This is a genomic window from Pseudomonas sp. FP1154 (assembly GCF_030687245.1).
GTDB lineage: Bacteria > Pseudomonadota > Gammaproteobacteria > Pseudomonadales > Pseudomonadaceae > Aquipseudomonas > Aquipseudomonas rhizophila.
Genome location: NZ_CP117465.1, coordinates 1154093 through 1169876, shown reverse-complemented (window position 1 = coordinate 1169876; position 15784 = coordinate 1154093). Strand labels below are relative to the sequence as shown.

Genomic DNA, 15784 nt, shown 5'->3' with positions numbered 1-15784 from the left:
GGCATTGCAGCCATCACATCGCAAGGGGACGCTGGCGCGTCCAGCGGGAGCAAGCTCCCTCGCCACAGAGTACGAACGCAAGATGGCGGCGTGTCTACCGCGGTTCGATATGGGCAATCATCAACTGCACCGTTTCCTGGCCGCGAAACTCGTTGAGGTCGAGTTTGTAGGCCAGTTCCACCCAGCGCACAGTGGGGTTTGGCCAGATATCGCGGTCGATGCCGAAGGCGATACCGTCCAGTTTCACCGAGCCGCATTCGCTTTTGAGGACGACCTTGAGGTGCCGTTCGCCCACCACGCGCTGTTCGACCAACTGGAACACACCGTGAAACATCGGCTCCGGGAAATGCTGGCCCCAGGGCCCGGCGTGACGCAGCGCCCGAGCCAGCTCCAGGTGAAACTCTTCCACCGCCAGGGTGCCGTCCGACAACAGGCGTCCGGTCAGGTCTTCTTCGCGCAATTGGCGGCGCACTTCAGCGTCGAACGCCTCGGCGAACAGTGGAAAATTCTCTTGCGCCAACGTCAGGCCCGCCGCCATGGCGTGGCCGCCATACTTGCTGATCAGCGTTGGATGTTGCGCCGCCACCACACTCAGGGCATCACGAATATGAAAACCCGGCACCGAGCGCCCCGAGCCCTTGAGCAGGCCGTCTCCGGCATCGGCAAAAGCAATGGTTGGGCGGAAATACCGCTCCTTCATCCGCGAGGCGAGGATCCCGATAACGCCCTGGTGCCACTGAGGATCGAACAGACATAAACCGAACGGCATGGACTCCAGCGGCAAGTCCTTGAGCTGGGCCAGCGCTTCACGCTGCATGCCCTGTTCGATGGATTTGCGATCCTGGTTCATGCCGTCCAGTTGCGCCGCCATCTCCCTCGCCAAGGCCGGATCGTCAGTGAGCAGGCATTCGATGCCCAGGCTCATGTCGTCCAGACGCCCGGCTGCGTTCAGGCGCGGGCCGAGGATAAACCCGAGGTCCGTGGAAGTGATACGAGAATGATCGCGCCTAGCCACTTCCAGGATCGCCTTGATGCCGGGTCGGGCGCGCCCTGCACGAATGCGTTCCAGGCCCTGATGCACCAGGATCCGGTTGTTGGCGTCCAGAGGCACCACATCCGCCACGCTGCCCAGTGCCACCAGATCCAGCAGTTCGCCGATGTTTGGCTGGGGGCTGCTGGCATACCGGCCCAGGCTGCGCAGACGCGCCCGCAAGGCCATCAGCACATAAAAGATCACACCGACACCGGCCAATGCCTTGCTCGGGAACTCACAGCCCGGCTGGTTCGGGTTGACGATGGCATCCGCCGCCGGCAGTTCGAGGCCCGGCAAATGGTGGTCGGTAACCAGCACCTTGAGCCCCGCCGCTTTCGCCGCTGCCACACCTTCGACACTGGAAATGCCGTTGTCCACGGTGATCAGCAACTGCGGCTCACGGGTCAGGGCGACCTCGACAATTTCCGGGGTCAGTCCGTAGCCATACTCGAAGCGATTGGGTACCAGATAATCGACATGGGCCGCACCGAGCAAACGCAGGCCCAACATGCCCACCGTGCTGGCTGTCGCCCCGTCGGCATCGAAGTCGCCGACGATCAGGATGCGCTGGCGCTGCTCCAGCGCCACCACCAACAGATCCACGGCCGCGTCGATACCCTTGAGTTGCTGATAAGGAATCAAGCGCACCAGGCTCTTGTCCAGTTCAGCCTCGGACTGCACGCCACGGGCCGCATACAGGCGCGTCAACAGGGGTGGCAGGTCACCGAGGAATGGCAGGGTGTCGGGTAGCTGGCGGGGTTCTATGCGCATGGGGTGACAAAGTTTTCTCTGGAAATCGTGAAGGTTGTGGCAAGGAAAGCTTGGGTGGGAGCGGGCTTGCTCGCGAAAGCGGCGGCACATTCAACATCAATGCAAACTGATCTGCCGCCTTCGCGAGCAAGCCCGCTCCCACAAGGGCTCACTCAATACCGGGTCAATGGCTCAGCCGCGCTCACCCAGCAACCATTGCAATTGGACTTCATGCTGGCCGCGATCATCGGTCACGAAAATCGTCCCCTCGCTGATCATCACATCCCACTTGATCACGCGGGGCATGTCCTTAGCGAGCGTATCCAGCACTTCCTGGGGCACGGCGGCGATGTTGACGTTCTTGAGGTTCTTTACCGCCGGGATCACCTTGCCTTCCCAGACTCGCAGGCTGCCGTAGGCCAGCAGGCTGGTGCGTTCGGTGCGGCGCGAGCACCAGGTCAGGCGGTCGGCGTCGGGCTGGCCCACTTCGATCCAGTGCAGCACACGGTCATCCAGGCTTTTTTCCCACAGCGCAGGTTCATCGACATCCGACAGACCTCGGCCAAATGCCAGCAGCTCGTTGTACCAGAAAGCGTAGGCCAACAGGCGCACGGTCATGCGTTCTTCGGTTTCCGAAGGATGACGGGCGATGGTCTGCTTCACGTTCTCGTACACACTGCGGTCGAGGTCGGTGAGATTCAGTTCAAACTTATAGGTCGTGGACGGCTGGGCCATGAACGGGCTTCTTGATACGAGGAAAGGCGGCAAGTCTAACCGATGAGGCGGGCATTCCACGAATTGCCGACCATCAACCTGCGGCGACTGACGCCGGCCTATGATAAAACGCTCTTTCGTTCTGCCTTTGTTCTACAGGATCCGTCATGTCGCTTACTGCCAAACCCCTTGCGGGCGTCAAAGTCATCGAACTCGGCACCTTGATCGCCGGACCTTTTGCCTCGCGGATCTGCGGTGAATTCGGTGCCGAGGTGATCAAGGTCGAATCGCCCGATGGCGGCGACCCGTTACGTAAATGGCGCAAGCTGTATGAAGGCACGTCCTTGTGGTGGTTCGTCCAGGCGCGGAACAAGAAATCCCTGACCCTGAACCTCAAGCACCCCGAAGGTCTGGCGATTCTGAAAAAGCTGATCGGCGAAGCCGACATCCTGATCGAGAACTTTCGCCCCGGCGTGTTGGAAAAGCTCGGCCTGGGCTGGGATGTATTGCATGCGCTGAACCCGAAGCTGGTCATGGTGCGGCTCTCCGGCTTCGGTCAGACCGGGCCGATGAAAGATCAGCCCGGGTTTGGCGCAGTGGGCGAGTCCATGGGCGGCCTGCGTTACATCACCGGGTTCGAAGACCGGCCACCGGTGCGCACCGGCATATCCATCGGCGATTCGATTGCCGCCCTCTGGGGCGTGATTGGCGCACTGATGGCGCTGCGTCATCGCGAGGTCAACGGCGGAACCGGGCAAGTGGTGGATGTGGCGCTGTACGAGGCGATTTTCGCCATGATGGAAAGCATGGTGCCGGAGTTCGATGTGTTCGGTTTCATCCGTGAGCGCACCGGCAACATCATGCCCGGCATCACCCCCTCGTCGATCCACACCAGTGCCGATGGCAAGCACGTGCAGATTGGCGCCAACGGCGACGCGATCTTCAAGCGCTTCATGCAGGTCATCGGTCGTGAGGATCTGGCCAATGACCCGCAACTGGCCAGCAATGACGGGCGCGACAGCCGCCGCGATGAGCTGTACGGGGTCATTGATCGCTGGGTCAATTCACTCCCGCTCGATACCGTTATCGAGCATTTGAACCAGGCGGGAGTGCCGGCCAGCCGGATTTTCAGCGCCGAAGATATGTTCAGCGATCCGCAGTTCCTGGCCCGGGAAATGTTTCTCCAGGCCAAGCTGCCGGACGGCAAGGCGTTCAAGATGCCGGGCATCGTCCCGAAACTCTCCGACACACCGGGCACCTCTGAATGGGTGGGACCGACGCTGGGTGAGCACAATGCCCAAGTGCTAGGCGAGCTTGGCTATGATGCACAGCAGATCGCCCAACTGCGCATCGACGGCGCCATTTGATGCGGTGAACGAAAGTCTGTGGCCACTGAAGATCAACTGTGGGAGCGAGCCTGCTCGCGATAGCGTCGGTTCAGTCGACTTGATATTGACTGACACACCGCAATCGCGAGCAGGCTCGCTCCCACAAGGGTTCGGCATCGCTCAGCGCCAGAGCACGCTAAAACCTTAAACGCCGGGCAAAAAGAAACCCCGAGAAGTGGGGAGACAACTCGGGGTTAAACGCGACCATTCAGGTCCGTACAACAAGCGACAAGCACCGGAGCACAATGCTTGATCTTGCTGGTAAAGGGTCTGACTCATCAGGACGTAGGAAGGTTCCCACGAAATAGTGTTCAATTTGGGAGAGCCATCACCTTGTCACGTGCCAGATTACGCAGCGCCGCGATCACACAGGGCTCAAGCCGGCCCTCGGCAATCAGCACGTCGCGGTGCAGGCCATCGACCACGTCCGTCAGTTGGCGTCTGTCGGTCAATTGCGCTTGGTTGAACATGCGTTCGACCATGATGGCCCCGGAGGCATTCTTCAGCGTTACCAGACACTCGCCCCTGGCGCCAGAGGGAGTCAGCGTCACCTGATACGGGCTCAAAGCCTCACCCAGCAATAGGCTGATACTTTCCATTCGCTCACCCTTCAATAGTCCGAAAACAACTGCTTGTTCACAGTAAATGACCGTGGGCCGCAGCAGAAAGTTCGTTCGCATACCGAGCCGGTACACCTCGACGTCGTTCAACCGAGCATGCGCGTCCAATATGACAGGCAAACAACAGCTACCGCTTGAAGACATTTCCTCACGAGCAGCCTGCATCAAGCCAGCAATGGCTCAGCGCGGTTCCACCGGCGCCCGACATCGATCCAGCCTCCCAGCAACCCGCGCAACTGCCCATCGGCCCCATAAAAAGGCACCGACCAATGATAGATTTTGCGTAATCCACTCCTGAACATCAGTTGACGATCAACGAACCGGGACTGGCCGGTTCGCAGTTGCTCCATGACCTCTCCGTGCAGCAGTTCGGCAGTCGCCGGCGGGAACACCGCGGAATCCGTCAGCCGGGTTCCCCGCAACTTTTCAAAGCGCGTCGCGAACTGCTCTTCGTAACTCTTGTTGCACATGATCAGGCGCCCTTCCAGGTCACGAATGAAGATCGGATCGGGAATGGCATCCATCAAGGCCCTCTGGAGCATCAACTGATCATTGAGGACAGCCTCGGCCTTGAGGCGCTGGTCGATTTGTATCTGGAGGCGGCGGTTCCAGAGCAGGGACAGCAGAGCGAACAACACGACCACCGTCACACACCAATAACCCCAGCGGGAAATCCGCAACCAGACCGATGGCGCCTGGCCAGGGGCGATACCGGCCATCCATTTGGAACGCAGCGCCCGCATTTCTTCGGCCGGAAAAGCTTCCAGCGCCTTGTTCAGAATACTCAGCAATGGGAGCAGATCCTGACGTACAGCCAGATAATCCGGTTCCCACTTGCCCTCCAGACTTCTTCCTACACGCAACTGTCCCGCCGGATAAAGGTGCACCCCGGTTTCGTTTTCAATGGTGGCGTGGGCCTCCCGGCTCTCCACCAGGGCCCTCGCTTCCCCGTAAGTCTTGACCGTGCGCAACTCGATGGCCGGGTAGTCGCGCCGGATCTGCGCCTCCAATGCATGCCGTGCCGGCAATGCCAGGATCTTGCCATTGAGCTGCTCCAGCGAATCGGGGACGGACTCCCCGTCGCGCCCTACGAATACCCAGCCGGAACCGCCAAAGGCGTGGCTGAAGCTCAGAAAATCCCTGCGTTCGTCGTTCATCGCCAGCGTGGTCGTCATGTCGGCCTCTGCGTTTTCCAACATCGCCAGCAATTGTTCAGGGGAGAACGACTCCCGATGCACAAACTCAAGGCCTGTCATGCGCGCAATACGCTGGAGAATGTCGTTGTTCAGGCCGTTCCACTGCCCATGCTCATTCTTGAACAGGTACAACGGAAACTGCATCGAGGCCACGATGACCTGCGGGTTTTGCTCGATCCATTTCAATTCCTGCGGATCCAGCACCAACCGTTCGCCGGGGCCGAACGGTGGCGTTTCGTAGGTCGCCAACTGTGCGGCGTCCACCCCCAGTGCCCAATACACCAGGACCAGGCCCATCATCCAGCCCAGGGCTGCTTTGCATCTGATAAAAAACAACATCTGCATATCCTTCGAGATTACTCGCCCGTCCCTCCAAGGGCGAAAACCCGATCAGTTTGGCATGCAGAAACAAGAAAGCCCGTCAGGAGACGGGCTTCAAAATGTGACAGGTTTCAGCGCTCAGAGAGGCTTGCCGCGGTTGCCATGCTGACTGACAAAGGCCTGCACGGCTTTCAAGTCATTGGGCAACACGGTGCAACGCTCATCTCGCTCAAACAAATCAGAAAGATGTGCAGGTAGTTCGAGCGCTTTTCCTACACCGGCCTTCTCCACCGCTTCCGGAAACTTGACCGGATGAGCAGTGCCCAGGATCACCATCGGAATGTCCAGACTGCGACGGCACTCACGAGCGGCTCTCACACCGATGGCCGTATGTGGATCGAGCAATTCACCGCTCTGCTCGAACACCTCGGCAATGGTCTCGCAGGTTTGCGCATCATCCACCGCCAGGGAGTCAAACAGCTTGCGCGCTTCGGTCCAGCGCTCAGGCTCGACGCTGAAACCACCGCCCTGCCGGAAGCTGTCCATCAGGCCGGCAATTGCCGCGCCATTGCGACCGTGCAGGTCGAACAGCAAGCGCTCGAAGTTCGACGACACCATGATGTCCATGGACGGCGACAGCGTAGCGTGCAGGGTTTCCTTGACGTACTGGTTGCCGCTCATGAAGCGGTGCAGGATGTCGTTGCGGTTGGTGGCGACGATCAACTGGTTGATCGGCAGCCCCATGTTGCGCGCCAGATAACCGGCAAAGATATCGCCGAAGTTACCCGTAGGCACCGAGAACGATACCGAACGGGCCGGGCCGCCCAGTTGCAGGGCCGCGTGGAAGTAATAAACGATCTGGGCCATGATCCGCGCCCAGTTGATCGAGTTCACTGCGACCAGCCGCGTACCTTTGAGGAAGCTCTGGTCGGCAAAACTGGCCTTGACCATTTCCTGGCAGTCATCGAAGTTGCCTTCGATGGCGATGTTATGGATGTTATCGCCGAAAATCGTCGTCATCTGCCGACGCTGCACTTCCGAGACACGGTTGTGCGGGTGCAGGATGAAGATGTCGACGTTCTCGCAATGCTTGCAGCCTTCGATGGCGGCCGAACCGGTATCGCCGGAAGTGGCACCGACAATCACGACACGCTCGCCACGCTTTTGCAGCACGTAGTCCAGCAGACGACCGAGCAATTGCAGGGCGAAGTCCTTGAAAGCCAGGGTCGGGCCGTGGAACAGCTCCATCACCCATTCGTTACCGTTGAGCTGACGCAACGGCGCGATGGCGTTGTGGGAAAAGACGCCATAGGTCTCTTCCAGGATTTTCTTGAAGTCGGCGTCCGGGATGCTGCCGGTGACAAACGGGCGCATGACCCGGAAGGCCAGCTCGTGATACGGCAAGCCGGCCCAGGAGGCGATCTCTTCCTGGGTGAAACGCGGCAGGTTTTCCGGCACATAGAGGCCGCCGTCCGTGGCCAGGCCGGCCAGCAGGACATCTTCGAAATTCAGGGCCGGTGCCTGGCCGCGGGTGCTGATATAGCGCATAGGGGCAAACCTTTGGTTTGAGCTGCAAGCTACGAGCTAAAAGCTACAAGTAAAGCGGGGTTGCTTTTAACTTGTAGCGTGCAGCTCGTCGCTTGTAGCTGCTTCAGTTCAAGTGTTCGACGCGGATACGGACCACCGGCCCGACGACGCCCTGGAGAGCCTCCAACGCGGTGATCGCGTCGTTGATGCGCTGCTCGACCACTCGGTGGGTCAGCAGGATCATCGGCACCAGGCCATCGTGTTCCTCGACTTCCTTCTGCATGATCGACTCGATGTTGATGCCGCGCTCCGAAAGGATGCTCGCCACCTGAGCCAGTACCCCTGGGTGGTCCTTGGCCTGGATACGCAGGTAGTAGGCACTTTCGCATGCTTCGATCGGAAGAATCGGATGATCCGACAGCGAGTCCGGCTGGAAAGCCAGGTGCGGCACACGGTTCTCCGGGTCGGAGGTCATCGCACGCACCACATCCACCAGGTCGGCCACCACCGAGGAAGCGGTCGGTTCCATGCCGGCGCCAGCGCCGTAGAACAGCGTGGAGCCCGCGGCGTCGCCGTTGACCATCACAGCGTTCATCACGCCGTTGACGTTGGCGATCAGGCGATCGGCCGGGATCAAGGTCGGGTGCACGCGCAGCTCAATGCCACTGGCCGTGCTACGGGCTACGCCCAGGTGCTTGATGCGGTAGCCCAAGGCTTCAGCGTAGTTCACGTCAGCGGTGGTCAGCTTGGTGATGCCTTCGGTGTAGGCCTTGTCGAATTGCAGCGGAATACCAAAGGCGATGGACGCCAGGATCGTCAGCTTGTGCGCCGCGTCGATGCCTTCCACGTCAAAGGCCGGATCGGCTTCTGCGTAACCCAGGGCCTGGGCCTCGGCGAGCACGTCTTCGAAGGTGCGACCCTTTTCGCGCATCTCGGTGAGAATGAAGTTCCCGGTGCCGTTGATGATCCCGGCGACCCAGTTGATACGGTTGGCCGAAAGGCCTTCACGGATCGCCTTGATCACCGGAATGCCACCGGCCACGGCGGCTTCGAACGCAACGATCACGCCCTTTTCCCGCGCCTTGGCGAAAATCTCATTACCGTGAACAGCGATAAGCGCCTTGTTCGCGGTGACCACATGCTTGCCATTCTCGATGGCCTTGAGTACCAGCTCGCGGGCAACGGTATAGCCGCCCATCAGCTCTATGACGATGTCGATCTCAGGGTTCGTGGCCACTTCGAAGACATCGTTGGTAATCGCAATACCGGTCGTCTGGAACTGAGGCTTTGGCGTGCGCATGGCAATTTGTGCCACTTCGATTCCACGCCCGGCACGACGAGCAATTTCCTCGGCGTTGCGCTGAAGTACGTTGAAGGTGCCGCCACCGACGGTACCTAACCCACAGATGCCTACTTTGACCGGATTCACTCTTGACTCCCCATGAAACGGCCGACGCAAGGTCGGCCGTGAAATACAGCCGCGCAGCAACGCGACTTTGTGTTTAACGGCCCGACGAAGGTTTTCGCCGAGCCGTGATCTTCATAAACGCACTGCCCATGATCATTTGGCGCCAAGGGCCAGTTTGGCGACTTGTGGCGCCGGCTGGTAGCCCGGAATCACCTGGCCGTCCGCCAAAACGATGGCCGGCGTACCGTTCACACCGATGGACTGACCGAGGGCGAACTGCTTGGAAACCGGGTTTTCGCACTTGGCGGCCTTGATCTCCTTGCCATCGACCATCTTGTCCATGGCCGCTTTTTTGTCCTTGGAGCACCAGACCGCCTGCAACTGCTCATCACCCGGCGAACCCAGGCCCTGGCGCGGAAACGCCACATAGCGCACTTCGATGCCGCGCTTGTTCAGCTCCGGCACTTCGGCGTGCAGCTTGTGGCAATACGGGCAGGTGGTGTCGGTGAACACGGTGATGTGGGACTTGGTTTCGCCGACCGCCGGGTAAACCACGGTTTCGGCAACAGGAATACCGTTGATCAGCTTGGAAATGCCCTGGCGTTCGGTCTTCTCGGTGAGGTTGACCGGCTTGCCATCCTTGAGCTCGAACAGGTTGCCCTGGACGATGTACTGACCGTCGGCGCTGGCGTAGAGCACGCGGCTGCCCTGGAGCTTGACTTCATACAGGCCGGACATGGGGCTGGCGGTGATGGTTTCGATCGGCACCTCCATCTGAAGGTTTTCCAGGCTCTTGCGGATAGCCTTGTCGGCCGCGTCGTCGGCGATGGCAACAGTACTGGCCAACGCAATGGCGGCGGCGGTGAACATCTGGATCAAACGCATGGGAGCTCCTGAGACGGACAAATGGGACGGGGAACGCCGACCGGCAGATTCGGGTTCCAACCGCCCACTGTGCAAACCGGCAAAGCCTACCACATAAGGCCCGCATGGCCGAATGCCGGTGATACAAGGCATATGGATGCCTTTTTTCTGTGTGCTGGCGTGGGTTCACCTATCTGGCGCTCACCACAACTCCCTGTGGGAGCGAGCCTGCTCGCGATAGCGGTGGGTCAGCTTGCATTGATTTTGAATGCGCCACCGTCATCGCGAGCAGGCTCGCTCCCACATGGGCTATCGGGTACTCATCAATCCAGGGATCTTCATTCAGCCTCGGGGGTGATGCTTGGCGTGCAGATCCTGCAACCGCGCCCGAGCCACATGGGTGTAGATCTGAGTGGTGGACAGGTCGCTGTGGCCCAGCAGCATCTGCACCACACGCAAGTCGGCGCCGTGGTTGAGCAGGTGCGTGGCGAAGGCATGGCGCAAGGTGTGTGGGGACAGTGACTTGCCGATCCCGGCCACCTTGGCCTGGTGCTTGATACGGTGCCAGAAGGTCTGGCGAGTCATCTGCTCGCCGCGCAGGCTGGGAAACAGCACGTCACTGGGACGCCCGCCCAGCAGTTCATGACGCGCATCGCGCATGTAGCGCTCAACCCAGACGATTGCCTCTTCGCCCATGGGCACCAGACGCTCCTTGCTGCCTTTGCCCATCACCCGCAGCACGCCCTGGCGCAGGTTGACCTGCTCCAGCGTGAGACTGATCAGCTCGGTGACCCGCAGGCCGCACGCGTACAAAACCTCCAGCATGGCCCGGTCGCGCTGACCGATGGCTTCGCTGAGATCCGGCGCCGCCAGCAGCGCCTCTACATCAGCTTCAGACAGGGACTTGGGTAACGGTCGCCCCAGCTGCGGCATCTCCACGCGCAAGGTCGGATCCACCGCAATCAGCTTTTCCCGCAGTAAATAACGATAAAACCCACGCAAACCCGAGAGAAAACGTGCGGTCGAGCGCGGCTTGTAGTTCTGCTCCAGACGCCACGCCAGGTGATCGAGGATCAACTCTCGCCCGGCATTGGCCAGCTCCAGGCCTTGTTCCTGCAACCAGCCATTGAACAGCGCCAAGTCGCTGCGATAGGCATCGCGGGTGTTGTCGGACAGCCCCTTCTCCAGCCACAGGGCGTCGAGAAACTGGTCTATCAGCGGGTGATCAATGGCTGGCATAAAAACTCATGAGGGATGCGTGCGTACGCGGCATCGAAATGGAAATGATGAGATGCAGGGTGCTCAAAGACCAAATCGCAGGCAACAAAAAAGCAGCCCGCAGGCTGCTTTTTTTGCATCGGAAGCTGGACTTAAGCCAGTTTTTCCTTGATGCGAGCTGCTTTACCGGACAGGTCACGCAGGTAGTACAGCTTGGCTTTACGCACGTCACCGCGACGCTTGACAGCCATGCTGTCGATTTGCGGGCTGTAGGTCTGGAAAGTACGCTCTACGCCAACACCGTTGGAGATTTTACGAACGGTGAATGCACTGTTTACGCCGCGGTTACGCTTGGCGATAACAACGCCTTCGAACGCTTGCAGACGCGAACGGTCGCCTTCCTTCACTTTCACCTGAACGACAATGGTGTCGCCCGGGGCAAAGGTAGGGATTTCTTTGGTCATCTGCTCTGCTTCGAGTGCAAGAATGATTTTGTTAGTCATGCTGTGCTCCTAAGGCAAGTCGTCGGACTTACCATCGATACGTTGTGAACTATCGTCCCGCTCGCGGATATATTCCTCGAGCAGCTTCTTCTCTTCTCCAGAAAGCGAGCGGCTTTCCAGAAGATCGGCGCGTCGTTCATAGGTCCGACCAAGGGACTGCTGTAAACGCCAACGCCGGATGTGCGCGTGGTTGCCACTTAGCAACACGTCGGGAACACGCTGATCCGCATACACCTCCGGTCGGGTGTAGTGCGGGCAATCCAGCAGACCATCCGTAAAGGAATCTTCCTCGGCGGAATCTGCATGCCCTAAAGCTCCAGGCAGCAGTCGTGTAACCGCATCGATCAGGACCATCGCCGGCAGCTCGCCGCCAGACAGTACATAGTCGCCAATCGACCACTCTTCATCGACATGAGCTTCAATAAAACGCTCGTCAATGCCTTCATAACGGCCGGCAATCAGGATCAATGCATCCGAATTTGCCAGCTCGCGTACCGCCGACTGAGTCAGCTGACGGCCTTGGGGCGACAGGTAAATCACCTTCGCGCCCTCCCCGGCTGCGGTTCTGGCCTGAACCAGAGCGTCTTCCAGGGGCTTGATCTTCATCACCATGCCCGGACCACCGCCAAACGGGCGATCGTCCACAGTGTGATGCCGATCCGTGGTGTAGTCCCGCGGATTCCAACAGGTAAGCTGCAACAGCTCCTGTTTCACCGCGCGGCTGGTTATGCCGTACTCGCTGATGGCGGAAAACATCTCGGGAAACAACGTGATGACTTCAACGCGCAAATTAGCCACGTTTAGAAATCCGCATCCCATTCCACCTTCATCTCGCCTGCTGCAAGGTCGACGGCCAACACGCATTGCTCGGTATAGGGCAACAGGCGTTCGCGATCATCCAGGCTGCCGACGCAAGGCTTGACCACCATGACATCGTTCGAACCGGTCTCGAGCAGGTGATCGATTTTCCCGAGCAATTGCCCGAGGTGGTCGATGACCTTCAGACCCACCAGCTGGTACCAGTAGTACTCGCCGTCGGTCAGTTCAGGGAACAGGTTGCGTGGCACGCAGATCTCAAAACCGGCCAGAAGACGCGCTTCTTCACGATCATCGAGATCCTTGAGCTTTGCGACCAGGAACTTGTCGTTCCCACGTCCGCTGACCAGCTCAACCTGTTTCACGCTACCTTCGCGCTTGAGCGTCCAGGTTTTGTAGTCCAACAGGTTTTTGATCGGATCAGTAAAGGAATACACCTTCACTTCGCCGCGAACGCCATGAACAGAATAGATTTTGCCGACAACGATCAAATCATCAGCATCTTTTGGCGTCGCGTTCATATTGCTCAGGCCGCAGCCTTAGCCGATTCCTTCAACAACTGAGCAACACGCTCAGAAGGTTGTGCACCAACGCTCAGCCAGTAGGCTACGCGCTCTTGGTTCACGGACAGACGAACTTCCTGACCACGGGCAACAGGGTTGAAGAAACCAACCTGCTCCTTGTGGGAACCGTCACGCGGGTTGCGGCTGTCGGTTACGGTCAGGTGGTAAAACGGGCGCTTTTTGGAGCCGCCAAGGGCAAGACGGATTGTTAGCATGTGAACATCGTTCCTGTAGTCGGTGCTGCAAATCTAAATGCACAGCGGGCATAGGTGCCCGAAAGGCCGCATATTCTAAGGAATATCCGGACTTTTGCAAATGTCTTTTTCCGGCGCCTGGCGCCATGCGATCAAGATTTGCCATAGAGCCGTCATGAAAAACGGCAGGTCAGCTCCCGTGCAGCACGGGTTCTGGAGATCCCCGCATCCGTGCGGGGCAACGCCGGCATGACAGCCGGCGCAGATTCTTTACATTTTCGGCATGCCGCCGCCGGGCAACATACCGCCCATGCCGCGGCATCATCTTGGCCATCCCGCCCTTGGCGGAGAATTTCTTCATCATCTTCTGCATCTGCTTGTGCTGCTTGATCAAGCGACCGATGTCCTGCACCTGGGTACCGGACCCCATGGCGATGCGGCGTTTGCGCGAACCGCTGATCAGCTCAGGGTCGCGGCGCTCGGCCGGGGTCATGGAGTTGATGATGGCTTCCATCTGCTTGAACTGCTTTTCAGCCGCGCCCTGGGCATTGCCCATCTGCGCCAGGTTCACGCCACCGATGCTCGGCAGTTTATCCATGAGGCCGCCGAGGCCGCCCATGTTCTTCATTTGTTGCAGCTGATCGCGGAAGTCTTCGAGGTCGAAGCCCTTGCCCTTCTTCAGCTTCTTGGCCAGTTTGTCGGCCTTGTCCTTGTCGAGGGTCTGCTCGGCCTGCTCGATCAGGCTGAGCACGTCGCCCATGCCGAGGATCCGCGAGGCAATACGCTCGGGATGGAACGGCTCGAGCGCTTCGCTCTTCTCGCCCATACCGATGAACTTGATCGGCTTGCCAGTGATGGCACGGACCGACAGCGCGGCACCGCCACGGGCATCACCGTCGACCTTGGTCAGGATCACGCCGGTCAGCGGCAGCGCATCACCGAACGCCTTGGCGGTGTTGGCCGCGTCCTGGCCGGTCATGGCATCGACCACGAACAGGGTTTCCACCGGGTTGATCGCGGCATGCAACGCCTTGATCTCGCCCATCATCTCTTCGTCGATGTGCAGGCGACCGGCGGTATCGACGATGACCACGTCGATGAATTTCAGTTTTGCTTCTTTAATAGCCGCCTGGGCGATGTCCACCGGCTTCTGGCTCAGGTCGGACGGGAAGAACGTCACGCCGATGTCGTTGGCCAGGGTTTCGAGCTGTTTGATCGCCGCCGGGCGATAGATGTCCGCGGACACCACCATCACCGACTTCTTCTTGCGCTCTTTAAGGAAGCGCGCCAGCTTGCCGGCCGTGGTGGTCTTGCCCGCGCCCTGCAGGCCGGCCATCAGCACCACCGCTGGCGGCACGGCGCTCAGGTTCAGGTCTTCGTTGGCGGCGCCCATCAGGCTTTCGAGTTCGGCCTGGACGATCTTCACGAACGCCTGGCCCGGCGTCAGGCTGCGCGACACCTCGGCGCCGACGGCGCGTTCCTTGACCGAATTGACGAAGTCCTTGACCACCGGCAGGGCGACGTCGGCTTCGAGCAACGCCATGCGCACTTCGCGCAGGGTGTCTTTGATATTGTCCTCGGTCAGCTTCGCCTTGCCGGTGACATGGCGCAGCGTCTGCGAGAGACGGTCGGTTAGGTTTTCAAACATGCGCGATCCTTTCAGGCCCAGATAAGACCGGGATAATGGCGGCCCAGACCGTAAAAAATGTGCTCGGCGAGCCTGCGGCGTGGGCAGGTCGCGGATTATAGCGAAGACTGCGCCCGGCGCACACCTCGCCGTCAGTTGCGCTGGTCTTTCGTGCGATGGGGATTCTATGCCAAACTCAGCGCCTTTCGGGCCTGCCTAACAGGATTTATGCTCCCCTTGTCACCCAGTTTGCTTGCCTCCCTCGCCGCCGCTTGTCTTTATGCCGCTGCGACCCTCTATCAAGGCTCCCGCCTGGCCACCGGCGCCAAGGCGAACAAACGCCTGCTGGTCATGCTTGGCGTGCTGGCGGTGCTCGGCCACGCGGCCAGCCTTTATACCCACCTGATGACGCCCATTGGCCTGGGCCTGGACTTCTTCAACGCCGCCAGCCTCATTGCCGTGGCCGTGATCGCCCTGACGCTGCTGGCCTGTTCACGCATCCCGGTGGAAAACCTGCTGGTGCTGCTTTTCCCGCTGGGCCTGGCCACGGTGCTGCTGGCGCAATTCGCGCCGTCGGGCACGGTACAGATCATCGATGAAGAACCGGGCATCCTGGCCCACATCCTGCTCTCGATCCTCGCTTACGGCCTGTTCACCATCGCGGTGTTCCAGGCCTTGCTGCTGCTGGTGCAGGATCACCAGCTCAAGCACAAGCACCCTTCCGGGCTGATCCGCAACTTCCCGCCCTTGCAGACCATGGAAAGCCTGTTGTTCGGCTTCCTCTGGGCCGGCTGGACGCTGCTGTCGCTGTCGCTGATCTCTGGCTGGCTGTTCGTCGAAAACCTGTTCGCCCAGCACCTGGTGCACAAAACCCTGCTGGCGTGCCTGGCGTGGGTGGTGTTCAGCGTACTGCTGTGGGGCCGAAATCGGCTGGGCTGGCGCGGCCATAAAGCCATTCGCTGGACCCTGGCCGGTTTCTGCCTGCTGATGCTGGCGTACTTCGGCAGCAAGCTGGTTCGTGAATACATTCTGCATGTCTGAC

14 protein-coding genes and 1 pseudogene are annotated in these 15784 nt (G+C 59.7%); 2 read left to right on the top strand and 13 right to left on the bottom strand.

Translation table 11 applies throughout. From position 1 onward, the window contains the following. Positions 1 to 94: 94 nt before the first annotated feature. Both recJ and PSH91_RS05250 read right to left on the bottom strand, forming a co-directional pair. The gene (recJ, locus tag PSH91_RS05255; protein WP_305467512.1) at positions 95 to 1804 is read right to left on the bottom strand and encodes a single-stranded-DNA-specific exonuclease RecJ; all 1710 of its coding nucleotides are present in this window, start codon (positions 1802 to 1804) and stop codon (positions 95 to 97) included. Positions 1805 to 1975: 171 nt separating this feature from the next. Next, complete coding sequence (locus PSH91_RS05250; RefSeq protein WP_305467510.1) at positions 1976 to 2518, bottom strand: YaeQ family protein; 543 nt, start codon at positions 2516 to 2518, stop codon at positions 1976 to 1978. A 146-nt stretch (positions 2519 to 2664) separates the two neighbouring features. On the opposite strand from PSH91_RS05250, the gene PSH91_RS05245 reads away from it, so the two are divergent. Continuing rightward, entirely contained in the window at positions 2665 to 3864 is a 1200-nt protein-coding gene (locus PSH91_RS05245) for a CaiB/BaiF CoA-transferase family protein (protein ID WP_047227510.1), read from the top strand. 332 nt (positions 3865 to 4196) lie between these two features. On the opposite strand, the gene PSH91_RS05240 is transcribed toward PSH91_RS05245, so the two are convergent. From PSH91_RS05240 to ffh, 11 genes and pseudogenes are all read right to left on the bottom strand, one after another. Then, entirely contained in the window at positions 4197 to 4484 is a 288-nt protein-coding gene (locus PSH91_RS05240; RefSeq protein WP_047227509.1) for a DUF3509 domain-containing protein, read from the bottom strand. A gap of 185 nt (positions 4485 to 4669) precedes the next feature. Next, entirely contained in the window at positions 4670 to 6040 is a 1371-nt protein-coding gene (locus tag PSH91_RS05235; RefSeq protein WP_305467507.1) for a transporter substrate-binding domain-containing protein, read from the bottom strand. Positions 6041 to 6160: 120 nt separating this feature from the next. Further along, on the bottom strand, positions 6161 to 7570 hold the full coding sequence (thrC, locus tag PSH91_RS05230) for a threonine synthase (protein ID WP_047227507.1): 1410 nt from the start codon (positions 7568 to 7570) through the stop codon (positions 6161 to 6163). 103 nt (positions 7571 to 7673) lie between these two features. Beyond that, positions 7674 to 8978 (bottom strand): homoserine dehydrogenase, encoded by a 1305-nt coding sequence (locus tag PSH91_RS05225; RefSeq protein ID WP_305467504.1) that lies wholly within the window; start codon positions 8976 to 8978, stop codon positions 7674 to 7676. 132 nt (positions 8979 to 9110) lie between these two features. Beyond that, positions 9111 to 9842 carry a bifunctional protein-disulfide isomerase/oxidoreductase DsbC gene (gene dsbC / locus PSH91_RS05220; protein WP_076386216.1) on the bottom strand — a complete coding sequence of 244 codons (732 nt, stop codon included), beginning with the start codon at positions 9840 to 9842 and terminating at the stop codon, positions 9111 to 9113. 321 nt (positions 9843 to 10163) lie between these two features. Then, positions 10164 to 11060, bottom strand: a complete 897-nt coding sequence (gene xerD / locus PSH91_RS05215; RefSeq protein ID WP_047227504.1) for a site-specific tyrosine recombinase XerD — start codon at positions 11058 to 11060, stop codon at positions 10164 to 10166. Between the two features lie 131 nt (positions 11061 to 11191). After that, positions 11192 to 11542 (bottom strand): 50S ribosomal protein L19, encoded by a 351-nt coding sequence (gene rplS / locus PSH91_RS05210; protein ID WP_003175895.1) that lies wholly within the window; start codon positions 11540 to 11542, stop codon positions 11192 to 11194. Between the two features lie 9 nt (positions 11543 to 11551). Next, the gene (gene trmD / locus PSH91_RS05205; RefSeq protein ID WP_171061421.1) at positions 11552 to 12361 is read right to left on the bottom strand and encodes a tRNA (guanosine(37)-N1)-methyltransferase TrmD; all 810 of its coding nucleotides are present in this window, start codon (positions 12359 to 12361) and stop codon (positions 11552 to 11554) included. Then, the gene (rimM, locus tag PSH91_RS05200) at positions 12343 to 12879 is read right to left on the bottom strand and encodes a ribosome maturation factor RimM (protein WP_047227502.1); all 537 of its coding nucleotides are present in this window, start codon (positions 12877 to 12879) and stop codon (positions 12343 to 12345) included. Before rimM ends, trmD begins: the two co-directional genes overlap by 19 nt. A gap of 5 nt (positions 12880 to 12884) precedes the next feature. Continuing rightward, entirely contained in the window at positions 12885 to 13136 is a 252-nt protein-coding gene (rpsP, locus tag PSH91_RS05195) for a 30S ribosomal protein S16 (RefSeq protein WP_003198088.1), read from the bottom strand. Between the two features lie 249 nt (positions 13137 to 13385). Further along, a pseudogene (ffh, locus tag PSH91_RS05190) lies at positions 13386 to 14763 on the bottom strand (signal recognition particle protein). Between the two features lie 207 nt (positions 14764 to 14970). Between ffh and PSH91_RS05185 the strand changes: the two are divergent. Next, positions 14971 to 15783 carry an inner membrane protein YpjD gene (locus tag PSH91_RS05185; protein WP_047227500.1) on the top strand — a complete coding sequence of 271 codons (813 nt, stop codon included), beginning with the start codon at positions 14971 to 14973 and terminating at the stop codon, positions 15781 to 15783. The last annotated feature ends 1 nt before the right edge of the window (position 15784 follow it).